This window comes from Nonomuraea sp. 10N515B (genome assembly GCF_052245915.1).
Lineage (GTDB): Bacteria > Actinomycetota > Actinomycetes > Streptosporangiales > Streptosporangiaceae > Nonomuraea.
Window position 1 is genome coordinate 1 of record NZ_JBQQBQ010000010.1, and the last position, 22,908, is coordinate 22,908.

At 70.6% G+C, this 22,908-nt stretch carries 23 protein-coding genes and 1 rRNA gene; 15 read left to right on the top strand and 9 right to left on the bottom strand.

Translation table 11 applies throughout. The features are described 5' to 3' along the window. The first annotated feature begins 3 nt into the window (after positions 1-3). Positions 4-120: ribosomal RNA gene (gene rrf / locus ACTWQA_RS16665) — 5S ribosomal RNA — on the top strand. 66 nt (positions 121-186) lie between these two features. Here rrf and ACTWQA_RS16670 read toward each other — a convergent pair. After that, entirely contained in the window at positions 187-459 is a 273-nt protein-coding gene (locus tag ACTWQA_RS16670) for a hypothetical protein (protein ID WP_443160130.1), read from the bottom strand. Positions 460-520: 61 nt separating this feature from the next. Beyond that, complete coding sequence (locus ACTWQA_RS16675) at positions 521-2,350, bottom strand: hypothetical protein (protein ID WP_443160131.1); 1,830 nt, start codon at positions 2,348-2,350, stop codon at positions 521-523. Here ACTWQA_RS16675 and ACTWQA_RS16680 point away from each other — a divergent pair. Next, complete coding sequence (locus ACTWQA_RS16680) at positions 2,255-3,409, top strand: hypothetical protein (protein ID WP_443160132.1); 1,155 nt, start codon at positions 2,255-2,257, stop codon at positions 3,407-3,409. The two genes, ACTWQA_RS16675 and ACTWQA_RS16680, sit on opposite strands and share 96 nt — an antisense overlap. Positions 3,410-3,519: 110 nt before the next feature. On the opposite strand, the gene ACTWQA_RS16685 is transcribed toward ACTWQA_RS16680, so the two are convergent. The 5 genes from ACTWQA_RS16685 to ACTWQA_RS16705 form a co-directional block, all read right to left on the bottom strand. Next, complete coding sequence (locus tag ACTWQA_RS16685) at positions 3,520-4,035, bottom strand: GNAT family N-acetyltransferase (RefSeq protein ID WP_443160133.1); 516 nt, start codon at positions 4,033-4,035, stop codon at positions 3,520-3,522. A gap of 65 nt (positions 4,036-4,100) precedes the next feature. After that, positions 4,101-5,363, bottom strand: a complete 1,263-nt coding sequence (locus tag ACTWQA_RS16690) for an RNA polymerase sigma factor (RefSeq protein ID WP_443160134.1) — start codon at positions 5,361-5,363, stop codon at positions 4,101-4,103. Next, complete coding sequence (locus ACTWQA_RS16695; RefSeq protein WP_305921245.1) at positions 5,360-5,740, bottom strand: YciI family protein; 381 nt, start codon at positions 5,738-5,740, stop codon at positions 5,360-5,362. Before ACTWQA_RS16695 ends, ACTWQA_RS16690 begins: the two co-directional genes overlap by 4 nt. Before the next feature lie 13 nt (positions 5,741-5,753). Then, complete coding sequence (locus ACTWQA_RS16700; RefSeq protein ID WP_443160135.1) at positions 5,754-6,167, bottom strand: hypothetical protein; 414 nt, start codon at positions 6,165-6,167, stop codon at positions 5,754-5,756. 201 nt (positions 6,168-6,368) lie between these two features. Further along, positions 6,369-7,319, bottom strand: a complete 951-nt coding sequence (locus tag ACTWQA_RS16705; RefSeq protein ID WP_443160136.1) for an MBL fold metallo-hydrolase — start codon at positions 7,317-7,319, stop codon at positions 6,369-6,371. Positions 7,320-7,405: 86 nt separating this feature from the next. Here ACTWQA_RS16705 and ACTWQA_RS16710 point away from each other — a divergent pair, with 86 nt between their 5' ends. Beyond that, on the top strand, positions 7,406-7,816 hold the full coding sequence (locus ACTWQA_RS16710; protein ID WP_443160137.1) for a single-stranded DNA-binding protein: 411 nt from the start codon (positions 7,406-7,408) through the stop codon (positions 7,814-7,816). Positions 7,817-8,077: 261 nt separating this feature from the next. Here the strand turns inward: ACTWQA_RS16710 and ACTWQA_RS16715 are convergent, their stop codons facing one another. Continuing rightward, positions 8,078-9,499 (bottom strand): DUF1015 family protein, encoded by a 1,422-nt coding sequence (locus tag ACTWQA_RS16715; protein ID WP_443160138.1) that lies wholly within the window; start codon positions 9,497-9,499, stop codon positions 8,078-8,080. 298 nt (positions 9,500-9,797) lie between these two features. Here ACTWQA_RS16715 and ACTWQA_RS16720 point away from each other — a divergent pair, with 298 nt between their 5' ends. Further along, the gene (locus tag ACTWQA_RS16720) at positions 9,798-10,220 is read left to right on the top strand and encodes a tetratricopeptide repeat protein (RefSeq protein ID WP_305921250.1); all 423 of its coding nucleotides are present in this window, start codon (positions 9,798-9,800) and stop codon (positions 10,218-10,220) included. A 63-nt stretch (positions 10,221-10,283) separates the two neighbouring features. After that, a complete protein-coding gene (locus ACTWQA_RS16725; protein WP_443160139.1) occupies positions 10,284-11,258 on the top strand; it encodes an HAD-IIA family hydrolase in 975 nt (324 codons plus the stop codon). Positions 11,259-11,381: 123 nt separating this feature from the next. Here the strand turns inward: ACTWQA_RS16725 and ACTWQA_RS16730 are convergent, their stop codons facing one another. Beyond that, positions 11,382-11,729, bottom strand: coding sequence for an SCP2 sterol-binding domain-containing protein (locus tag ACTWQA_RS16730; protein ID WP_443160140.1), 348 nt, complete (start codon positions 11,727-11,729; stop codon positions 11,382-11,384). Positions 11,730-11,856: 127 nt separating this feature from the next. Here ACTWQA_RS16730 and ACTWQA_RS16735 point away from each other — a divergent pair, with 127 nt between their 5' ends. From ACTWQA_RS16735 to ACTWQA_RS16780, 10 genes are all read left to right on the top strand, one after another. Beyond that, positions 11,857-12,075, top strand: a complete 219-nt coding sequence (locus tag ACTWQA_RS16735; RefSeq protein ID WP_305921253.1) for a hypothetical protein — start codon at positions 11,857-11,859, stop codon at positions 12,073-12,075. After that, positions 12,072-12,884, top strand: a complete 813-nt coding sequence (locus ACTWQA_RS16740) for a TlyA family RNA methyltransferase (RefSeq protein WP_443160141.1) — start codon at positions 12,072-12,074, stop codon at positions 12,882-12,884. Before ACTWQA_RS16735 ends, ACTWQA_RS16740 begins: the two co-directional genes overlap by 4 nt. Further along, positions 12,881-13,780: an NAD kinase gene (locus tag ACTWQA_RS16745; protein WP_443160142.1), complete on the top strand. Its 900-nt coding sequence runs from the start codon at positions 12,881-12,883 to the stop codon at positions 13,778-13,780. The genes ACTWQA_RS16740 and ACTWQA_RS16745 overlap by 4 nt, the downstream gene beginning before the upstream one ends. Before the next feature lie 117 nt (positions 13,781-13,897). Further along, positions 13,898-15,607: a DNA repair protein RecN gene (gene recN / locus ACTWQA_RS16750; protein ID WP_443160143.1), complete on the top strand. Its 1,710-nt coding sequence runs from the start codon at positions 13,898-13,900 to the stop codon at positions 15,605-15,607. A 94-nt stretch (positions 15,608-15,701) separates the two neighbouring features. Further along, entirely contained in the window at positions 15,702-16,877 is a 1,176-nt protein-coding gene (gene steA, locus ACTWQA_RS16755) for a putative cytokinetic ring protein SteA (RefSeq protein ID WP_443160350.1), read from the top strand. Continuing rightward, complete coding sequence (locus ACTWQA_RS16760; protein ID WP_443160144.1) at positions 16,874-17,851, top strand: copper transporter; 978 nt, start codon at positions 16,874-16,876, stop codon at positions 17,849-17,851. The genes steA and ACTWQA_RS16760 overlap by 4 nt, the downstream gene beginning before the upstream one ends. 1 nt (position 17,852) lies before the next feature. Continuing rightward, positions 17,853-18,716, top strand: coding sequence for a hypothetical protein (locus ACTWQA_RS16765; protein WP_443160145.1), 864 nt, complete (start codon positions 17,853-17,855; stop codon positions 18,714-18,716). Between the two features lie 111 nt (positions 18,717-18,827). After that, a complete protein-coding gene (gene murJ, locus ACTWQA_RS16770; protein WP_443160351.1) occupies positions 18,828-20,582 on the top strand; it encodes a murein biosynthesis integral membrane protein MurJ in 1,755 nt (584 codons plus the stop codon). 3 nt (positions 20,583-20,585) lie between these two features. Continuing rightward, positions 20,586-21,695 carry a glycosyltransferase family 4 protein gene (locus ACTWQA_RS16775; RefSeq protein WP_443160146.1) on the top strand — a complete coding sequence of 370 codons (1,110 nt, stop codon included), beginning with the start codon at positions 20,586-20,588 and terminating at the stop codon, positions 21,693-21,695. Between the two features lie 183 nt (positions 21,696-21,878). Next, entirely contained in the window at positions 21,879-22,862 is a 984-nt protein-coding gene (locus ACTWQA_RS16780; RefSeq protein ID WP_443160147.1) for a TerC family protein, read from the top strand. The last annotated feature ends 46 nt before the right edge of the window (positions 22,863-22,908 follow it).

Sequence of the window (22,908 nt, forward strand, 5' to 3'; positions counted from 1 at the left end):
GGTTACGGCGGTTATGGCGGGAAGGAAACACCCGGTTACATTCCGAACCCGGAAGTTAAGCTTCCCCGCGCCGATGGTACTGCACTCGGGAGGGTGTGGGAGAGTAGGTCACCGCCGGACAATCTTTGATGAGAAAGGCCCTCGACCAGCACGGTCGGGGGCCTTTCTCTTTTTTGGGGTAAGAAATCACACATGCTGGCCAGCGAAACAGATGATGCCAGATTTGCAGGCCAGTACATCCTGCAGTGACGGAAACGACTTGCGTGGTTGCGCTGCGTGGCGATAGCGTGAGCGGCGGTCGAACACCTGAGTGATAGGCAAGCTGGTTGGGTCGCCGCTGCCCGCCGTCGGACGGGCGGAGTACGCGCTGCCCAGCCCGGAAGCGTACCGATCATGCGCAAAGTCACATGGCTGCGGCAGCTGGAATCCTGCGGATTCAACCGTGGCGAGCGCTTCCATTCGCGAGTGCGTAACGTGATGGCGGCGGTCTTGGCTCGTGAGCGTTTATGGGCCGGCCCCTTCATGGACTTGAGTCGGGCTCGTGGACGTTCTCCGGCTTGCTAGGCTGGAAGAACCGGGCCACCCCACGGGTGGCCTTCGTCGCGTAAGGCCCGAGGACGGGCGGCGACCAGCCACGGTGGACCGTCGTTGTGAGTCCGCTGGTTGAGCCCAACGAAATGGACCAGAAGTGAACAGAGATAACGGACCGGACGGCGGACAGCGCGGGCGCGGCGATCAAGAGGACAGGCGCTCTGGCGGGAGCGACAGGAGCAGCGGGTACGGCTCTCGCGGGCGAGACTCCGGCGGCGACCGACCGTTCCGTTCCGATGACAGGGGAAGCTCCTCCGGCCGCGGCGACGACAGAGGCTCTCGGCGGGACCAGGGCCGGGACGACCGGGGTGCGCGTCGTGAGGGCGGATACGGCGACCGCCGCGAGGGCGGCCGATTCGGCGATCGTGGCGAGAGCGGCGGCCGGGGCCAGAGCGGCGGCCGTGGCGAGAGCGGCGGACGGTACGGGGATCGGGGCGCCAGGCGCGAGGGCGGGTTCCGCGACGACCGCGGGCCGCGTCGTGAGGGTTCGGAGCGCGGATCCCGCGGTGATGACCGCCCCACCTACCGTGACAGGGACGACCGTGGCGGGCAGCGTGAGGGTGGCGAGCGGCGTCCGTTCCGGGATCGGGATGATCGTGGGGCGCGTCGCGAGGGCGGTTACGGTGAGCGTCGCGAGGGCGGCGGTTCCGGCGACCGGCCCGGCGGCGGGTTCCGTGAAGACCGTGGTCCGCGGCGAGAAGGCGGTTTTGGCGACCGTGGTCCTCGGCGAGAAGGCGCTTATGGCGACCGTGGTCCGCGGCGCGAGGGCGGATACGCAGACCGCGGCCCCAGGAGCGAAGGCGGCGGAGGCCGCGACGCGCGTGGCGGGCGGCGTGAGGGCGATGAGCGGCGTCCGTTCCGGGATCGGGATGATCGTGGGGCGCGTCGCGAGGGCGGTTCCGGCGACCGGCGCGAAGGCGGCTACGGCGATCGTGGTCCGCGCAGGAGCGGCGGTTTCCGTGACGACCGAGGGCCACGTCGTGAGGGCGGTTACGGTCCCCGGCGCGAGGGCGGCTACGGCGATCGTGCTGCCCCGCGCGAGGGCGGCTTCCGTGATGACCGCGGGGGCCGTCGTGAAGGTGGGTTCCGTGATGATCGGGGTCCCCGTCGCGAGGGTGGATTCCGCGATGATCGTGGTCCGCGTGGTGAGGGACGTGACGATCGAGGTCCTCGTGGCGAGGGTGGCTTCCGCGACCAGCGGGGTCCGCGCCGTGAGGGTGGATACGCGGACCGAGGCCCTCGGCGCGAGGGCGGCTTCCGTGATGATCGGGGTCCCCGTCGTGAGGGCGGGTTCGGCGATGATCGGGGTCCCCGTCGTGAGGGTGGATTCCGCGATGATCGTGGTCCGCGTGGTGAGGGACGTGACGATCGAGGTCCTCGTGGCGAGGGTGGCTTCCGCGACCAGCGGGGTCCGCGCCGTGAGGGTGGATACGCGGACCGAGGCCCTCGGCGCGAGGGCGGCTTCCGCGAGGACCGCGGTCCGCGGCGAGAAGGCGGTTATGGCGACCGCGGTCCCCGGCCCGAGGGCGGCCAGCGGCCGTCCCGGCCGTTCTCGCGGGACGACCGCGACCGGCGGGAGGAGCGTTCCGGGGAGGGCACTCGCGCCAGGTACGGCAGGTCCGACCGGGAGAGCGAAGCGCCCCAGCGTGAGCGGCTGCCGGAGGTGGCACCCGACATCACCGCGGACGAGCTGGACAAGGAAGTGCTGGAGGAGCTCCGCTCCCTGCCCGGCGACCTCGCCGACCTCGTCGGCCGGCATCTGGTCGCCGCTGAGCGGGCACTGGAGGGGGACGACGCCGACCGGGCGCACGAGCACACGAAGGTGGCGCGCAGGTTCGCCGCCCGCATCGGTGTCGTGCGGGAGGCCGCCGGCATCGTCGCGTACCGCGCCGGGCATTTCTCCGAGGCGCTGAGCGATCTGCGAGCGGCGCGGAGGCTGACCGGGTCGGAGGCGTACCTGCCGGTCATGGCTGACTGCGAGCGCGGGCTCGGCCGTCCGGAGCGGGCCATCGACCTCGTACGGTCGCCGGAGGCCGAGCGCCTCGACCGGGCCGGGCGCATCGAGCTGACCATCGTCGAGTCCGGCGCCCGCCGCGACCTGGGCCAGCACGACGCCGCCGTGATCACCCTGCAGCGCCTGCCGGAGCTGCGTGACCCGCAGCCGAAGCCCTGGTCGGCACGGTTGGCGTTCGCGTACGCGGACGCGCTGGCCGAGGCCGGGCACACGGAGGCGGCGACCGACTGGTTCGGTCGGGCGATGGCGTTCGATGACGACGGCGAGACGGACGCCGCCGAGCGGTACGCCGAGCTGACCGGCGCCGTCATCGAGGACGTCGAGGAGGACTTCGACGACGAGGACGACTTCGACGACGCAGGCGTGGCCGAGAGCGGGAGCGCTGCCGAGGCGGAGGAGGACGTGGACGACGCCGAGGCCCTCGCCGAAGCAGGCGACCTCCTGAAGGAGGAGCCTGAGCCCGCCGACGCCCAGGGTGGGGAAGCGGAGGACATCGAGCCTGCCGAGGCCTTGGACGGCACTGAGCCTGGCGAGGAGGGCGTAGACGGGTCTGAGTCCGCCGAGGTTCTGGACGGCTCAGAGCCTGAGGAAGTTCTCGACGGCTCAGAGCCTGAGGAGGTTCTGGACGGCTCGGACGCGGAAGAGCAGAGCTCCGACGATTCCGGAGCCGAGCAGAGTGCCCCCGGTGCGGCGGCGCAGGCGGAGACTCCGGGCATCACGCCGGCGTTCATCGAGCCCGACTTCGGCGCCAGGCCGGACGAGGACGACGAGCCCACGCAGAGTCGCTCCAAGTCCGACGACTAGGTCGGCGGCCTCGTGCTCCGCCGTACCGCGACCATGCGGTACGACGGAGCACGGTCACGTGATCGCTGAACGGGGATCCCTCTGAGCAGCTGTCTTTGATCAGCGGTTGGTCAGGGCGCGTGAGACCGCCATGCGTCGCGAGGCAGGCTCATGGTGGTCGACGCCCACCACGCGCCGGCGACGCACGTCGCCTTCGGGTCGACGCTCTCGGTGCGAAATCCCAACCGTTCGTACAGCCGCATGGCGCCGGCGTTGTGTGAGTAGACGCCCAGGTTGACCCGCTGAATGGCCGGAGAGGCGAATGCCTCGCCGAGCGCGGCCTCCACCATGGCTTCGCCATATCCCCGCCCCCTGACCGCAGGTGAGACCAGGACCATGCCCAGCCGCACCGATCGGCCGGACGGCTCGGTTCGCAGCAGGAAGTGGCCCACCGGCGTCCCGTCGGGGCCGACGGCGACGTGGGAGCGACGGCTGGGGTCCGACGCGTGGAAGGCGGAAAGCTGGCGCGCGTCGAACGGCCAGGTGAATCCGGTGTTGCCGGACCAGGTGATGAGCGCCTCCAAGCTGTCGATCCACGAGGCCACACTCAAGGCGTCGGCAGGCGCGAACGCGCGAAGCTCAATCACCCGATCATACGTACCGGAACCGCCCCATTCCGGTCAATCGATCTCGTACGCGTAGGGTGCCGCCGTCAGGTGGCCGAGGGGCGTGGTGCGGGTCTCGCCAGTTTCGCGGCCTTGAGCCGGAGATATCGCTGCTCGGGCCCGCTGGTGGTGCGGCGGGCGGCGCTCTCGTAGCACTCCCGGGCCCGGCTCGGCTCCCCCGCCAGCTCCAGCAGGTGCCCGCGGACGGCCTCCAGCCGGTGTTGCCCGGCCAGGCGCGGGTCATCGTCCAGATAGGACAGGAACGTGAGGCCGGCGCGCGGACCGTGCACCATCGCCACCGCGACCGCCCGGTTGAGCGTCACGACCGGGTTGTCGGTCATCCGTTCCAGCAGGTCGTACAGGCCCAGGATCTGCCGCCAGTCGGTGTCGCCCGCGGTGGCCGCCTCGGCGTGCACCGCCGCGATCGCCGCTTGCACCTGATACGGGCCGAGGTCGGCGTGGGACATGGCGTGGGTCACCAGCGCGATGCCTTCGTCGATCTCGTCCCGGTCCCAGGCGGCGCGGTCCTGCTCGGCGAGCGGTACGAGGGCACCGCTCGCGTCGGCCCTGGCGGCGCGGCGGGCGTGGACGAGCACCATCAGGGCGAGCAAGCCTGCCACCTCACCGTCATCGGGGAGAACACGATGCAGCATTCGGGTCAGCCGGATCGCTTCCGCCGCCAGATCGGTACGCTGCAGGTCCGGGCCGGCCGTGGCGACGTACCCCTCGTTGAAGACGAGGTAGAGCACCTGGAGCACGGCGTCGAGCCGGGGTGCGTACTCACTCGGTGGCGGCGGCTGGAAGCCGATTCCCGAGGTCTTGATCTGTTTCTTGGCCCGGCTGATCCGCTGCGCCAAGGTCGGCTCCGGGACGAGGAAGGCGCGCGCGATCTCGGCGGTGGTGAGCCCGCCCACGGCCCGTAAGGTGAGCGCGACCTGGGACGGCCGGCTGAGCGCCGGATGGCAGCACACGAACAGCAGTACCAGCGAGTCGTCCGTGGGCAGGCCGGCATCCGCCGGTGGCGCCAGGTACTGCTCGGGAAGGATCCGGACCGCCTCGGCGGCCTCCCGGTCGCGGCGGGACTGCTCGCTGCGCAGCATGTCGATCAGACGTCGCGAGGCAACCCGGATCAGCCAGGTGCGCGGCTCCTGCGGGATCCCGTCGGCCGACCACTGGGCAGAGGCCGCGACGAGGGCCTCCTGCACCGCGTCCTCGGCGGTGCCGAAGTGCCCGTAGCGGCGGACGAGCGCGCCGAGGACCTGCGGCGCGTGCTCGCGCAGCAGGTCCTCGATCCGGGGCGGCACCGTCACGACAGGGGCGTGTCCTCCGCCAGCGGACCCTGGCCGATCGGCCGCACCTCCACCGTGTCGCCGACCGCCGCGACAATGCGGGCGGCGATCGCCATGGCCCGGTCGTGGCTGGCGCAGTCCACGATCCCGAAGCTCGCCAGCACCTCCTTGGCCTCCGCGTAAGGGCCGTCCACGGCGACCGGGCCGTCCTCGCGCATCCGTACGGTCCGGGTGAGGGACGGATGCGCCAGCCCTTCCGTGGAGACGAACTCGCCCGACTCGGTGAGCTCCTTGCCGAGGTTCTCGTAGAACGCGCACATGGCCTGGAACTCCGGGCTGTTCACGTCGACCGAGTCCCAGTCCGCCTTTTTCGTGTACGCCAGCAGCAGGTACTTCAAGCGTGCCTCCTGGTCACCCGTCGGTCCGGGTTCCGATGGTGTCATAGCCGCCACCGGGCCAGACCCACGATGCGGTGAACGAGTCGCCGTCCTCACTGACGGTGGACCGGCAGTACGCAGGGGAGCCCTTCTCGCCGCCCCAGATGGTGAGACTGCCGTCGTCGTGCGGCTCGTACACGTAGTCCAGGGTGTTGCCGGTGGAATCGTAGAAGCGGGACTTGATCTCCTCGCTGGGCTCGGCGCCGAAGAGCCGCTCGTGGCCGATCACCTCCAGGCCCTTGATCTGGCGGCCCTCGTGGACCAGGTCGACGTGCTGGAAGAGGAAGAAGCCACCTTCCATCCACTCGAACCGCACCGTCCCCTTGACGCCGCCCGACAACTGCCAGGTGCCGACCATCCCGGCCAGCTTGCGCATCTGCTCACTCATCGCCGTCTCCTCGTTCTGGCTTCACTCGCCCCTCTGGGCGGGTTCTGCTGATACCTCGGAGCCGGCACACCGGTTTTCGACATCCTCCCCGCGGTTTCTCCAAGATTTTTTCGGGAGCGCTCTTCGTGCGGGCCGCGCGGCCTGGTCGGCGAATGTGTGGTGCCTGCCCCTCGCCGGCGGAGATCATGAGAACACTGAGCCTCAGGGAGAGACGCGGTCGAGCCAGTGGAGGATGCCCGCGACGTTCGACGGGGCGCCACTCAGCAGCTCGAACTGCTCCGCCGTCGGGTCATCTGACTTCAGCGCGGTATAGCGCTGCTTCGTCCGGTCCCTGACCATGGCGACGGCGTGGTCCAGATCCATGCCCTCGGAATGGGCCTGCCGAGTGAGATCGACCCAGACGCGAAGCTCTTCGGCGGATCGTTCGAGCGTCTCCTGGACCGCCTCTACCGGGCCGTAATGGCTGAACAGCAGCCGTTGCGGGCCGAGCGCCCCGAACAGCGCGATCGAGTCCAGTGCCGTCCGCAGGTCGAAGTCCGGTGGGGGCGTGGCCGGCCGCAGGTCGCCCGTCTGGGGGAGGTAGACGCCGGCCGCGTCGCCGACGTACAGGTCGCCCGTGGCGGAGTCGACGAGGCCCACGTGGTGCTTCGCGTGGCCGGGGGAGTAGTGGCTGTTCAGCGTGCGTCCGTTGCCCAGATCGATGGCGCCGGTGTCGCCCAGGGCGACGATGCGTTCGGCCTCGGTGGGTGACAGTTCGCCGAAGAGGGTGTCGAGCCGGTCACCCCACACCATGCGAGCGCTCGCCATCAACCGTGACGGTTCGGCCAGGTGGCGGGCGCCCTTCTCGTGGACCACGACCTGCGCCGACGGGAAGAATCCGGCGATGTCGCCCACCCCACCGGCATGATCCAGATGGATGTGGGTCACGACGACAGTGGCCAGATCCTCCGGGCCGACGCCCAGCGAGGCGAGCGCGTCGCGCACCACGGGAGCGGAGGTCGAGGTGCCGGTCTCCACCAGGCATGGGCGGTCGCTCAGGATCAGATAGCCGGCCGTGATGCCGGAGTAGCCGGCCATCCTCGTGTCGATCTCATAGACGTCGCCGCCTAGAGCGGTGATGTTGTCCACAGGCACTCCCGAGCGCGCAGCCATTGTCCCCAGAACGGCGTTCGAGCCGATCCGGCCTCCCTCTCATCGTAAAGAGTGATCTCCACCAGAGCATCGACAGGAGGATGGCAGTGGACCGAAACGAGGTCGTGCTGATGGGGAGGCTCTCGGCGGCCGTCGAAGAGTTTTCGTTGCCGAGCGGCGACACCGCGACGAAGTGGCGCATCATCGTGCGCCGCCGGCGGCGGGACAGGCGAGGGGGCATCGTGACGGACAGCATCCCGTGCGTCACCTACAACGGCGAAGCGGCCGCCGTGGTCCGCGGTCTCAAGCCTCGCGACTACATCGAAGTGACGGGCGCGTTCCGCTGCCGCGTCTTCGGCCCTGCGGCGGCCAAGATCTGGAAGTACGAGGTGGAGGTGAGCACCGCCAAGGCGGTCACCGCGGCCGCGCCTCTTCCCGCGCCGGAAGACGACCGCCCTGCGGAGACGCCTGCCGCCCTGGTGCCCAGACAGGTGTCCCGCTTGGCTCAGGCAAGCTGACCCGCCCACTCCCGACCGGTTCGGGCCGACTCCCGACCGGTCGGGGCTGGGGGCCGGGGGCCGGTCCTCTGCACGAAGCGAGGATTCGAGCGCCGCTGCGGGACGGGGGGCGACGTTCGCGGCATCCCTTTGTGCGTGGAGTGAGGCTGGAGGCAGATATTGCGCTGGTGCCGATGGCGAGGGGTGGTAAGGCCGAGGACTGAGCCGTGGGTTGGTGAGGGGATGGGTTCCGCTCTGGCGGAGGACCACGGGTCGCGCTGCTCAGTCGATCGCGAACGTGCGGAGGACCAGGCCTGTTCTGGGTTTGGGGCCGAAGGAGGTGGACTTGCGGGGGACGCGTTCACCGCCCGCGGCGACGGCCAGCACGTCGTCGATCGCCAGTGGCTTGAGGATCACGGCGGTGCCCCCGGTTCGGGCGGCCAGCCGCACTGCGGCCTCCGCGTCGTGGTGGACGATCCGTACGGTCTGCTCGTCGTCACGCATGCCCCAGACCTTGGGCAGGATGAACTCGGTGAGGATGGAGGTGTTGAGGGCGTTCCAGCGGTCGGAGTGGTCGGGCGGCATGGCATGAGCCAACTGGACAGGGTCGGGATCCGTGAGGAGGTGCACGCCGTTCTCGCCGGCGAGCAGGAACGCCGGTTCCTGGGTGTTCTCGAGCTCGGCCAGGCCCTCGGCCAGGTCGTCATAGTCGCGGACCCGCCACGAGCCCCTGGCCTTGGCGGTCGCCTCGGCCAGCGGGAGGCCGGGGATCACGCGATGGATGGCCTTGAGGTCGGGCGGATACGCGGTGGAATCGACGAGCAAGGCGAGGCCGAAGTCCCACGGGGCGAGCAGGCCTCCCACGGGGGATGGCCGGCCCTCCTCGGCGTGCTCGGCGGCTCGGTTGTCGCGTTTCGGGTGGTCGGGGCGCGGAGGTTGGCGGGTGGCTCGTTCTTGGCGTTGGAGTACGCGGTACGTCGCGTACCTGTGATGGCCGTCGGCGATCAACGCCTGCCGATCATGGAGGTCGGCGTTGATCGCGGCGATCTCCGTCTCGTCCGTGATCGCCCATAGGCGGTGCGTGAGGCCGTCCTCCGTGTGGGCGGTCACGAGGGGGTGGCGCTTCGTGGCCACCTCGTCCACCAGGCGGGAGGCGGCGCGGTCAGCGCCCTCGTAGAGGAGGAAGATCGGTTCGAGGTTGGCCTTCGTGGTGCTCATGAGCGCGAGCCGGTCGGCGACCGGGCCCGGCATCACGTCCTCATGGGGCAGGATGATGTGCTGGCCGGGGTCGGCCAGGCCCACGTCGCCGATCAGGCCGCGCTGGACGACGTCCGGTCCGCTCTGCTCGTACACGTAGAGCGCCGGAGCCTCGTCCGGGACCAGGATGCCCGCCTCCAGCCAGGCGCGCAGCGTGTCCCGGGCGTCGGCGTACCGTGCTTCGAACGGGACCCCGGCGGGTGGGGCGACGGCAGAGCCGGAGTCGGTCGTTGTGGCTGTGGGGGAGGAGTTGCCCGGATCGGGGCAGGGGAGGATGAGGCGGACGACGTTGTTCGGGTGAAGCTTCAGGAGGGCGTCCACGTCCGCGTCAGAGATCAGGTCGTAGGGTGGGGAGGTCACCTTGGCGGGATCTTCGACGGCGAAACGTACCCCTCGGAAGGGCCTTAGCACGAGTCCGTCCGGCACCGGCAGTTCAGGAATCCCCATACCGGGCATGCTCCCATAAATGCTTGCGCCTTCCGGGAGTCGCCCCTTGGTTGCAGCCGTGCCCGCTCCACAGCGGGGCAGAGCGGGTCTGTCGTCCAGCGGCCAACTGCACACCCACCTGGAAGGAGGGGGCTTGCTCTCAAGACTTCCGGCCGGCTCCCGGACGACCGTGGCGTCCGGGCGGTTACAACGTCCCGGCGGCACGTTGTAACCATGGTATCACTCATCGTCACTTCAGGCTTACTCCGTCCTGAAGGCGGAGTCTCCGGCAAAGGATCAAGAAAGGGAGTCTTCACCCATGGCTCCAGATGGAAACCCCAATGATGAGAACTCGGGCACTCCCCGGGGCACTGTTTACGATTGGTACCAGCGCGGGGTCAAGCTTCTCCAAGAAGGCAGTCCCGCCGCCGCGGCCGCCCTGCTCGAGCGTGCCGCCGCGGCCGAGCCGGAATCGCGCAGCATTCTTGAGGCGCTGGCCCGGGCCCAGTTCAATTCCCGGCAGTACGCCGAGGCCGCGGCCAGTTTCCGGCAGATCGTGGACGCCAATCCGGCGGAGGATTACGCCTACTTCGGGCTGGGGTTGTCGTTGTGGCGGACCGGTGATGTGGAAGGGGCGCAGGAACCGCTGGCCATCGCGGTCGCCATGCGACCCGATGAGCGGCATTACGTGTCGGCGTTGAAGAGCGTCCGCGCTACCTTGCGCGCTCGCCGGGAAATGTAGGCTCATTGCGTTTCGTTGTCGGGCGCTCTCACGCGGCCTGAGAGGCAAACGGGAAGAGGCGCTGTGCTGATCGACGGGTACGACACCCTGCTGCTCGACCTCGACGGCGTGGTCTACTTGGGCAGCCACGCGGTGCCCGGGGCGCCGCAGGCCCTGGAGGAAGCGCGCGGGCAGGGCGTGCGGCTGGCCTACGTCACGAACAACGCCTCCCGTACGCCGGCCGCCATCGCCGCCCATCTGCGCGAGCTCGGCGCGCCTGCCACGGCCGAGGATGTGGTGACCTCGGCGCAGGCCGCCGCGCGGCTCATCGCGGAAAGAGTGCCGCCCGGGTCGAACGTGCTCGTGGTCGGCGGCTCCGGACTGCGGATGGCCGTACGGGATCGAGGGCTTCGACCGGTTTCGACGGCCATCGAGTCGCCTGTCGCCGTGGTGCAGGGGATCGCGCCGGGGCTGTCGTACGGACTGCTGTCCGAAGGCGCGCTGGCGGTGCGGCAGGGTGCGTGGTTCGTGGCGTCCAACCGCGACAGCACGATGCCCACCGGCCGGGGCGAGTTGCCGGGCAACGGGGCGATGGTGCGGGTCATCGCCGCGGCCACCGGGGTGGAGCCGGTGTACGCGGGCAAACCGGATCCGCCGCTGCACCGGGAGTCGATGATCCGTACGGGGGCTCGGCGGCCGCTGGTCGTGGGGGATCGGCTGGACACCGACATCGAGGGAGCGGCCAATGCCGGGGTGGACAGCCTGCTGGTGCTGACGGGAGTGGCCGCGGCCGTCGATGTGCTGACGGCGGAGCCGCGGCACCGGCCCACATTCGTCGCGGCGGATCTGCGAGCGCTGCGCCTGCCCTATCCCGAGGTGCGGGACGGGGCCTGCGGGGGCTGGCGGGCCCTGTGGAAGGACGGGGCGCTGCGGCTGGAAGGGGACGGGAACAGGATCGACGGGCTGCGGGCGGCTTGCGATGCGGCGTGGGCGGCGGCTGGAGAGGGACGGGTCGAGGAGGACGCGGTCAAGCCCGTGCTGGACCGCATCGCCGGGTGAGCCGATGCGCGCGTCGGGCTGGCGCGTGGTAGTGCCGCCTGCACCATGTTGCTGTTCGCCCGTCGCCAAATGGTTAACGCTGTCATTAAATAACTCGGGCGCAAGGGCAGTCGATCGGCTCGTCTAGATCAGCTTTCGTAGCCGCAGCAGGTCCCCGAAGCTCGCGTCGATTTTCACCCGGCCGCCGAGCAGCGCACGCGCCAGGTCCAGCTCCCCGTCGACCAGCGCGATCAGGTCGTCGCTCGCGATCGTGATCTTCACGTCGGCGGGCTTGCGGTCCGCCGGCGGCTGCTCCGTGAACGGGTCGAGCCCCCCATGGTGCAGCCGGCCATAGAAGATCACGTCAAGGTCGGGCACACGGCAGCTGACCGTGCGTTCCACCACGTGCTTGGCCCGGTCCTCCTCGTCGATCTCGTCGAACTGGGCGACGAGCTTGACCAGTGCCGCCCGGCACTCCTCGACGCTTGCCATGATGCGCATCCTTTCTCTTCCTTTACGGACCGTAGCGTTCCACATCACTAGCACCCCCGTATGACCTTCAACGTGTGACACGCCTGCCAAGGTCCCGCGCGCTCGCGGGAGGCGTTACGGTCGAATCATGAGTGAGCTGCCGGAGGAGACCGGCGACGAGCGGGTCGACGCCATCGTGGCCGGCCTCGGCCGTCTGGGCGAGCTGCCGGTCGGCGCCCACGTGGCCGTCTTCGACGAGGCGTTTTCCGAGCTCGAGGCCACGCTGGCGGCCGTCGAAGCCGCGGAGGCCACGCAGGTCCCAGCAGCCCCAATAGCCGCTGGCGAGCCGGCGCCGGGTGAGCGGTGACCCGGAGGATCCGCCTCGACAGCGAGCTGGTGCGCCGCGGCCTGGCGAGGTCACGCGAGCAGGCGGCCCAGCTCATCGACGACGGCCGGGTCACCGTCGGCGGCCAGCTGGCACGCAAGCCCGCCACCCAGGTCGACACCGCCTCCCCCATCGTCGTGGCCGCCTCGGATGACGGCCCTGACTACGTTTCGCGCGGAGCGCACAAGCTGCTCGGCGCGCTGGACACGTTCCGGAGCCTGACCGTCGAGGGCCGCAGGTGTCTCGACGCGGGGGCCTCCACGGGCGGGTTCACCGACGTGCTGCTGCGCCGCGGCGCAGCGCACGTACTGGCCGTCGACGTCGGCTACGGCCAGCTGGCCTGGTCGTTGCGGACCGACGAGCGGGTGACGGTAATGGAACGGGTCAACGTCCGTGATCTGACCCCCGGCATGGTCGGCGAGCCGCCCACGCTGATCGTGGGCGATCTGTCGTTCATCTCGCTGCGGCTGGTGCTGCCCGCTCTGGCCGCGGTCGCCGCCCCCCAGGCGGATTTCGTGCTGCTGGTCAAGCCGCAGTTCGAGGTGGGCAAGGACCTCGTCGGGGCGGGCGGCGTCGTCCGTGATCCCGAGCTGCGGCGGCAGTCCGTGCGCGACGCCGCCGCCAAGGCACGGGAGCTGGGGCTGACCGTACGCGGCGTGACCGCCAGCCCGTTGCCCGGACCGTCGGGAAATGTGGAATATCTGCTCTGGCTGGGCAAGGGAGAGGGCGAGCCGCCGGTCGCCGACCTCGAAGCCGACATCCAGCGTGCCGTCGCGGAAGGGCCGCAATGAACCGGACCGTGCTGGTCGCCGTGCACACCGGGCGGGACGCCGCCGTCGAGAGCGCCCGCTTGGTCATCAACCGGCTGGTCGACGCCGGGATCACCGTCAGAGTGCTCGAGTCCGAGGCGGGCGAGATCGGTTGCTCCGGGGTCAAGGCGGTGCCCGGCGACCCGAGCGCCGTCAAGGACGCCGAGGTCATGATGGTGCTCGGCGGCGACGGCTCGCTGCTGCGCGCCGCCGAGCTGGCCAGGCCCGCCGGCACACCGCTGCTGGGGGTCAATCTCGGGCATGTCGGGTTCCTGGCCGAGGCGGAGGTCGACGACCTGGCCGCGGCGGTCGACAGCGTCGTGGCCGGCCGCTACGACGTCGAGGAGCGCATGACGATCGATGTGATCGCCCGGCTGAACGGCCGCGTGCTCGCCGACACGTGGGCACTCAACGAGGCCACCGTCGAAAAGCAGGAACGCATGCTCGAGGTGGTCACCGAGATCGACGGCCGGCCCCTGTCGCGCTGGGGCTGCGACGGCGTGATCTGCGCCACGCCGACGGGCTCCACCGCCTATGCCTTCTCGGCGGGCGGGCCCGTGGTGTGGCCGGAGGTCGACGCGCTGCTCATGCTGCCCATCAGCGCCCACGCGTTGTTCGCCAAGCCGCTGGTGGTCTCACCACGCTCCACGCTGGCCGTGGAGATCCTGCCGGACACACCGGGCGGCGTCCTGTGGTGCGACGGGCGGCGCCGCTTCGACCTGCCGTCCGGCTCGCGGGTGGAGGTGCGCAGAGGCGCCGAGCCCGTGCGCCTGGCGCGGCTGCACGGGGTGGAGAGCACCGGCGCGCCGTTCACCGACAGGCTGGTCGCCAAGTTCGAGCTTCCTGTTCAGGGCTGGCGCGGAAGGGTGCGACCCTGAGTGAATGGGAGGCGGAGCGCGTAGGATCACGTGGGCACATGTGTTCGGAGACGATCCGTGGACCATCAGTGAGACGATCCGTGTGACCGAAAGACACGGCAGTGACGGGAGTGGGCAGTGCGACCAAGGGTCGAGGAGGTCCGCATCCAGGGGCTCGGCGTCATCGACGAGGCCGTGCTCGAGCTTTCGCCCGGGTTCAACGTGGTCACCGGCGAGACGGGCGCGGGCAAGACGATGGTCGTCACCGGGCTCGGGCTGTTGTTCGGCGGCCGGGCCGACCCCTCGCGCATCCGCCCGGGCGTCGACCGCGCGAGCGTGGAGGGCACGCTGGTCATCGAGTCCGGCGGGCGGGTCGCCCAGCAGGTCGAGGACATCGGCGGCGAGGTCGAGGACGGCATGCTGATCATCTCGCGTGCCGTGTCGGCGGAGGGCCGGTCCAGGGCATGGCTCGGCGGCCGCACGGTGCCCGTCGGCACCCTGACCTACCTGGCCGACGACCTGGTGGCGGTGCACGGGCAGATGGACCAGCAGCGGCTGCTCCAGCCCGCCAGGCAGCGGGCCGCGCTGGACCGATACGCCGGAAACGAGCTCGTCAAGCCGCTGCGGGCCTACGCGCAGGCGTACAAACGGCACAAGCAGGTCGCCGCGCTGCTGGAGGAGCTGACCACTAGGGCGAGGGAGCGGGCGCAGGAGGCCGACATGCTGCGCTTCGGCCTGGAGGAGATCGAGAAGGTCGACCCCAAGCCGGGCGAGGACGCCGACCTGCGCTCGGAGGAGGAGCGGCTCTCGCACGCCGACGCGTTGCGCAGCGCCGCGACCACCGCGCACACCGCGCTGCTCGGCGACCCGATGGAGGCGGCCGGCAGCCCTCATGATGTGATCTCGCTGCTCGGCGAGGCGCGTGCGGCCGTGGAGACGGTGCGCGACTTCGACACCCAGCTCGCTAGCGTGGCCGACCGGCTGGCCGAGGCCGGATACCTGATCTCCGACGTGGCCACGGACCTGGCGGCGTACGCCGAGTCGATCGAGTCCGATCCGGCGCGGCTGGCGGCCGTGCAGGAACGCCGTTCCGTGTTGTCCGGACTTATCAGGAAATATGCTGAGGACAGTGCCGGGGTCCTGGCATGGGCGCAGCAGGCCGCGGCCCGGCTGGCCGAGCTGGAAGGCGACGACGAGCGCATCGACGAGCTGACCCGGGAGCACGATGAGCTGACCGACAAGCTCACCGAGCTGGCCGGCGAGCTGACCAGGGTGCGCGAGGCCGCCGCCGAGCGGTTCGGTCAGGCCGTCACCGAGGAGCTGACGGCGCTGGCCATGCCGCACGCCAGGGTCGTCGTGCAGCTCAGCCGGAGCGCGGAGTTCGGCCCCGAAGGGGTCGACGAGGTGGAGCTGCGGATGGCCGCCCACCCCGCCGCGCCGCCGCTGCCGCTCAACAAGGGCGCCTCCGGCGGTGAGCTGAGCCGGGTGATGCTCGCGATCGAGGTGGTGTTCGCCGGGGCGGATCCGGTGCCGACGTTCGTGTTCGACGAGGTCGACGCGGGTGTCGGCGGCAAGGCGGCGGTGGAGATCGGGCGCCGGCTCGCCCGGCTGGCCCGCACCGCCCAAGTGATCGTCGTCACCCACCTGCCGCAGGTGGCCGCGTTCGCCGACCAGCACCTCGTGGTCGAGAAGGCGAGCGACGGCAGTGTCGTGCGCAGCGGCGTCACCGCGCTCGACCACGAGGGCCGGGTGCGTGAGCTGTCCCGCATGCTGGCCGGCCTGGAGGACTCCGAACTCGGCCGGGCGCACGCCGAGGAACTCCTGGGGCTCGCCGCGACTGATCGGTGATCCTGGGTGACATAGCGGACACGCCGCGTCATGCGTGGCCTCTGCGCTGTTTCGCTCTGGCAGGATGGTCTTGATGAAGGTTCCGGGGAACAGGATGCCGGGCCTCCGCGGCAGGAAGGTCGATGACCTTCCCGGCATAACGGCAGTGGCGAGAATCGACCGGCGCACCAAGAGGCTCACCAAGCGCCTCCAGCCGGGGGAAATTGCGATTATCGACCATGTCGACGTGGACCGGGTCAGCGCGGAGGCGCTTGTCGCATGCGGAGCGGCGGCCGTCGTCAACGTCGCGTCCGGCATCAGCGGCCGCTATCCCAACCTGGGGCCGCAGATCCTGCTGGACGCGGGCGTGCCGTTCGTCGACAACGCCAACACGGAGCTGTTCGAGCGGGTCAAGGACGGCGACGTCGTCAGGCTCTGCGACGGGGTCGTCTATCTCGACGAGGACGCGGTCGGCAAGGGTGAGCAGCAGACCGCCGAGGCCGTCGACGCCGCCATGGCCGAGGCGCGCGCCGGGCTGGCCGTGCAGATCGAGGCGTTCGCCGTCAACACGATGGAATATGTCCGCGGCGAGGGAAAGCTGCTCATCGACGGGGTCGGCGTCCCCGAGATCAGGACGAACCTGGAGGGCAGGCACGTCCTCATCGTGGTGCGCGGCTACCACTACAAAGAGGACATCGCCACCCTTCGCCCATACATTCGCGAATACCGGCCCATCCTCATCGGCGTAGACGGCGGGGCCGACGCGCTGATGGAGGCCGGCTACCTGCCCGACGTGATCGTGGGCGACTTCGACTCGGTCTCCACCAAGGCCTTGACGTGCGGCGCGGAGCTCGTCGTGCACGCCTACCGCGACGGCCGGGCCCCAGGGCTGGAGCGCGTGCACCAGCTCGGCCGCGAAGCCGTGATCTTCCCCGCCACCGGCACCAGCGAGGACATCGCGATGATCCTGGCCGACGACAAGGGCGCCGAGCTCATCGTCGCCGTCGGCACCCACGGCACGCTGGAGGAGTTCCTCGACAAGGGTCGCTCCGGCATGGCCAGCACCTTCCTCACCCGGCTGATCATCGGTAGCAAGCTCATCGACGCCAAGGGCGTGAGCAGGCTCTACCGCAGCCGCATCTCCACCCCGTCGCTGCTGCTCCTCGTGATCACCGCGTTGATCACGATCGTCGTCGCACTCGTCTCCGCGCCGATCGGCCGCACCTGGCTGAACGGCCTGCAAGACGCCTGGAACGCGTTCATCTTCTGGCTGGTCGGACTCTTCTCGTGATCGATTTCCGCTATCACCTCGTCTCCATCGTCGCGATCTTCCTGGCGCTGGCGGTGGGCATCGTGCTGGGCACCACCTTGCTCCAGGACCCCGCGATCGACCTGGCCAAGAGGACCAGCGACGAGCTGACCAACACCAACAACGGGCTGCGGGCCGACCTCGACATCCTGCGCGGCAGAGAGGCCGGTAACGACGCGTTCGTCACCGCCCAGACGCCGGAGCTGGTGTCCGGCGCCCTGGTCGGCCAGCGCGTGCTGCTCATCGAGTCGCCCGGCTCGAGCACCGCCGTGCGCGAGGCCACCCAGCAGGTGATCGTCCAGGCGGGAGCGGAGGTTTCCGGGCGCCTCACCCTGGCCGAGAAGTTCCTCGACCCCGCTGGCAAGGGCGTGCTCGACGGCCTGGTCAACCAGCTCAAGCCGGCCAACATGATCTTCCCCGCCACCGCCACCAGCTGGGACCGGGCCGCCTCGCTGCTCGCCGCGTCCCTCATGACCAACGACCCCGCCCAGGCCAACACGCCCAACGCCGCCACCGGTGACGTCCTCAGCGCGTTCGAGACGGGCGGGCTGCTGAGCACCGATGGCGATCCCGCCAAGCGGGCCACGCTCGCCGTGATGTTCGCGCCGGAGAAGCCGTACGAGGGGGAGAGCGCCGAGGTGCAGGCCGAGGCACTGGCCTCGGTGGCCGACGGGTTCGACGTGACGGGCAAGGGCACGGTGCTGGCCGGGGCCGCGGCCCCCACCACCGTGACAGGCGACGCGATCAGCTCCGTCCGCGACGAGAGCGAGATCTCCAGACGCGTCTCGACCGTCGACACCGCCGATATGCCCGCGGGCCGCGTCGTGATCGTCTACGCTCTGCGGGAGCAACTGACCGGGCGCGCCGGCCAATACGGCATCGGCAGGGGGGCCTCGGCCATGCTGCCCCCGGTGACGTCCGCCAGCCCCACCCCCACCAATCAGTCAGGGAGCTGACATGCCTGCCATCCGGGCCCGTGGCCTGCTCTCCGCCCTCGCCGGCGCCGCGATCGGCGCCGTGGCCGCCCGCGCCGCCTACGTGGCGTTCACCCGCAACCGGCCGGCCGACCTGGCCGGCCGCTGGACGCGGAAGAACCACCGCGGCGAGCCCATCACCCTGCTCGAGGGCCCCGCGTTCGTCGCCGGCGCCGGCGCGGCGGCCGCACTCACGCCCGGCCTGCCCGGCAAGCTGCGGCTGGCAGCCCTGGTCGCGGGCGTCGGCAGCGGCACGCTCGGCGCCTACGACGACCTTTACGGCACGACGGCGTCCAAGGGCTTCAAGGGGCACCTGACCGCGCTCGCCCGTGGCGAGGTCACCAGTGGCGCCGTCAAGATCCTCGGCATCGGCGCCACGGGTCTCGGCGCGGCCGCCCTCGTGTCCAAGGGGCCCGCCGACACGCTGGTCAACGGCGCCGCCATCGCCGGCGCCGCCAACCTGGCCAATCTCTTCGACCTGCGCCCGGGCCGCGCCATCAAGGTCGGGCTGCTGACCGGCGGCCCGCTGCTGGCCGCCTCGCTCTTCCGCGCCACGCCCGCGGCGGCGGCATTGGCCGCCGTGCCGCTCGGGGCCGCGGCGGCGCTGCTGCCCGAGGACCTCGGCGAACGCGCCATGCTCGGCGACGCGGGCGCCAACGCCCTCGGCGCGCTCCTTGGGCTGGCCGCGGTCACCAAGCTGAGCAGGCCCGGCCGCTATGCGCTTCTGGGGACCGTCGTGGCGCTCACCGCCGCCGCCGAAAAGGTCAGCTTCACCAAGGTCATCGCCGGCAACCCCGTGCTCAACCGCCTCGACATGCTCGGCCGTCGGCCCGTCGACCCCGTGTGACGCGATTGTCGGTGCGACCTGCCAGGATGATGTCCGCGTGATCGGGTGTTCGACGCGGACCGGGGAGGCCGGGTGGGGGTGGTGACGGCGCGAGGCGTCGCCGGTGGGGCCATGCTCATCGGGGCGATCACCGTGCTCGCGCGCATCACCGGCTTCGCGAAGCAATATGCCTTCGCGCAGACGGTCGGGACCAACTGCCTGGCCACGGCCTATATGACGGCCAACCAGATCCCCAACATCGTGTTCGAAGTGGTCGTCGGTGGAGCGCTGGCGGGGATGGTGGTCCCGGTGCTGGCCGGAGCGGCGGCCAGGCGGGCGCCGGACGGCCCGGCGCGGGGCGGTGCGCCCGAGGGGCCGCCGGAGGCCGGGCCGGCGCAGGCCGGGGGGCCGGACGGCTCGGCCGGGCTCGCCGGGGCGCCCGACGGGCCGATGGGGGTCGGGTCGGCGCAGGCCGGAGGGCCGGCCGGGCTCGCCGGTGCGTCCGCGCAGGCGGACGGTCAGGACGTTGTGCGGGTGAGCTGGATCAGCTCGGCGCTGCTCACCTGGGTGATCGTGGTGCTCGTGCCGGTCGGCGTGCTCACGGCTCTGTTCGCCGGGCCTATCGTCGGGCTGTTCTTCGGCCCCGCGATCGACGGGTGCGCCGACGTCGGCGCGGTGACCGCGGTCGCCGCCCGCATGCTGGTCGTCTTCGCGCCCCAGATCCCCCTCTACGGCGTCGCGGTGGTGCTCTACGGCGTGCTGCAGGCGCACAAGCGGTTCGCCGGACCCGCCGTCGCGCCCCTGGTGTCCAGCATCGTGGTGATCGTGGCCTATCTGCTGTTCGTGCCGCTCAGTGGTGGCGTGACCGATCCCGCCGCGGTGCCGGGGCCGGCCGAGCTGGCGCTGTCCGTGGGCACCAGCCTGGGGGTGCTGTCGCTGGTGCTGGCCGTGCTCGGGCCCCTGGCCCGGCTGGGACTGCGGTGGCGGCCGGTCCTGCGGTTCCCCGACGGTGTGGCCGCACACGTGCGCAGGCTCGCCCTGGCGGGCATCGCCGCGTTGCTCGCCCAGCAGGCGGCCATGATCGTGGTGTTGGTGCTGTCCAACAACGCCATCGGCAACGGGGCCATCGCCGTTTACAACTACGCGTGGGCGATCTACCTGGTGCCATACGCGGTGCTGGCCGTACCCATCGCCACCAGCGCGTTTCCCCGCCTCTCCGCGCAGGCCGGGGACCCGGCGGGGTTCGCGGCGCTGACGGCGCGCACCACGCGAGCCGTGGTGCTGGTGTCCGGGCTGGCCGCAGGGGTGCTGGCCGCCGCCTCGGGACCGGGGGCGGTGGTGTTCCTGGGGATGAAGAGCGACGTGCCCGCGCCCGAGCTGGCGCGGGCCATCGCGCTGTTCGCGCCCGGGCTCATCGGCTATGGGCTCATCGCGCATCTGAGCAGGGTGCTCTACGCGGCAGGGCGCGGCCGGGGGGCCGCCACCGGGACGGTGGCGGGCTGGGTGGTCGTGATGGTCGCGCAGGCCGCCTTCGTGGCGGTGCTGCCCGAGGGGTGGCAGATCGGCGGGATGGCGCTGGGGATGAGCGTGGGGATGAGCGTGGGTGGGGCGTTGCTGCTCGGCTCCGTGACGCGGGCCAGGGGACGGGCGGCCGCGGCCGGGTTGCTCAGGGCCTTGTGCGCGGCTGTTGCCGGTGGGCTGCTGGGATACCTGGCGGGAGGCGCCGTGGTGGGATGGCTCGCGGCGCAGGGTCTGTGGCCGAACGTGGGCGCCGCCGCCCTGGCCGCGGCCGTGGCACTGGCGGCGGGGAGCGTGGTGGTGGCCGTGGTGGACCGGGCCGACGCGGGTGCGGTGGCCGGGCTGCTCAGGCGGAGCGGGAGGAGCTGAGCCGTGCGGGTGGCGTTCGTGCTGGGCACCACGTCCGGCGGCACGGGGCGGCACGTCCTGATGCTGACCGAAGGGCTGGTGCGGCGCGGGCACCGGGTGCTCGTCGTGGGACCGCGCAGCATCGAGGAGCAGTTCTCCTTCGCCGCCGCGGGGGCCCGGTTCGTGGAGGTGGCCGTGTCGGACCGGCCACATCCGGGCAACGACCTGCGTGCGGTGCTCGCGATCAGGCGGCTGACCCGGGAGGCCGAGGTCGTGCACGCCCATGGGCTGAGGGCGGGAGCGCTGGCCGCGCTCGGAGCGGGCAGCCGGCGGGGGAGACTGGTCGTCACCCTGCACAATGCGCTGACCGCGGGCGGCGTCGTCGGATTCGTTTACGGGGTGCTCGAGCGGATCGTCGCACGGAGAGCCGATCGGGTGCTGGTCGTGTCGCCGGACCTCGGAGAGCGCATGACCCGGCTCGGGGCTCGGGACGTGCGTGCCGCCGTGGTGCCGGCGCCTGCGCTGCGGCCGGCCAAGCGCACACCCGAGGAGGTCAGGGACGAGCTGGGGGCCGGGCAGCGGCCCATCATGCTGACGATTGCCCGGCTCGCCCAGCAGAAGGGACTCGAAACGCTCCTCGATGTCGCCGCCGGGCCCTGGGGGGAGGGGACCGGCCTGCCGGCGGACCTGGCCGGGGGGCCGCTGTTTCTTGTCGCCGGAGAGGGGCCGTTGCGGGCGGAGCTGGAAGGCAGGATCCGGCGGGAGGCGCTGCCGGTGAGGCTGCTCGGAAATCGGGATGACATTCCCGACCTGCTGGGCGCGGCCACCGCCGTGCTCACCGCCGCCCGGTGGGAGGGGCAGCCGCTCAGCATCAGGGAGGCGCTCATGGCCGGGAAGCCAGTGATCGCTACTGCCGTGGGAGGAATTCCGGAGATTGTGGGGGACGCCGGGATCCTCGTTTCCTACGGGGATGTCCAAGGATTGCGTGGTGCCGTACGGACGCTGCTGGAGGAGCCGGGAGCTGCGGAAACGCTCGCGGCGGCGGCCGCGCGGCGCGGGCGCGAGATGCCCGGCGGCGACGCCGCCGTGGCGAGCGTGCTGGAGGCGTACGGGCCTCAAGATCCAACGGGATGATTAGGTGGGGATAAGGCGTTCTCGTATACTGCCTGGGTTAGGGAGGGGAGTATCCCTTCGCGACAGCCTCGTCATCACGGTGCAGCCCCGCTCCACGGGGCCCCCGGGGCTGCCGGTCCGCGCTTTTCGCGGGCGGGAGAGACCTCCGGCACTGAGTCCTGCAATGCCGGAGGTTTTTGAGACGTGAGCGTACCCGTGTGGGCCTGGATCGCCGTGATCGGCGGTCTCATCGTTGTCCTTGCCATTGACTTGTGGATCGTCGACCGCGGAGAAGCACGTGAGTTCTCCATGCGGCAGGCCGGCTACTGGGTGACGTTCTACGTCGTCCTCGCCATAGCGTTCGGGGTGGTCCTGTGGACCACGGTGGGGGCGGACAAAGCCGGGGAGTTCTTCGCCGGCTATATCACTGAATACAGCCTGAGCGTCGACAATCTCTTCGTCTTCTTCATCATCATGAGCAGGTTCGCCGTGCCCCGGGCCTACCAGCACAAGGTCCTGCTCGTCGGCATCCTGCTCGCGCTGGTCATGCGCGGCATCTTCATCGCGCTGGGCGCCGCGGCGCTCGAGCGGTTCAGCTGGCTGTTCTACGTGTTCGGCGCCTTCCTCGTCTACACCGCGATCAACATCGTCCGCCAGCACCTCAAGGGCGAGGAAGAAGAAGTCAACGAGAACATCCTGCTCAGGTGGGTGCGTAGGACGCTCCCGGCCACCGAGGGCTACGTCGGGTCCAAGGTCACCGTCAAGATCGACGGCAAGCGCCTGGTCACGCCGATGCTCATCGTGATGATCGCCATCGGCAGCACCGACCTGCTGTTCGCGCTCGACTCGATTCCCGCGATCTTCGGGCTCACCAAGGATCCCTTCATCGTCTTCACGGCCAACGCATTCGCCCTGATGGGGCTGCGTCAGCTCTACTTCCTCCTGGGTGGCCTGCTGCAGCGGCTCGTCTACATCAGCTACGGTTTGGCGTTCATTCTCGGGTTCATCGGGGTTAAGCTTGTCATGGAGGCGTTGCACGCCAGCCATGTCTCCTGGGCGCCCGAAATTCCCATCTGGGTCTCGCTCTCGATCATCGGCGCCACCATGGTCATCACCACTGTGGCCAGTCTGGTGAAAGCCCGCATCGACGCGCGCAAGGGCGAGGAGACGACCCCGGAGCAGGTCTAGCGAAAAGGGCTTCGAGGCGCTTTGCTTGTGTAGTTGTGCCGTGCAT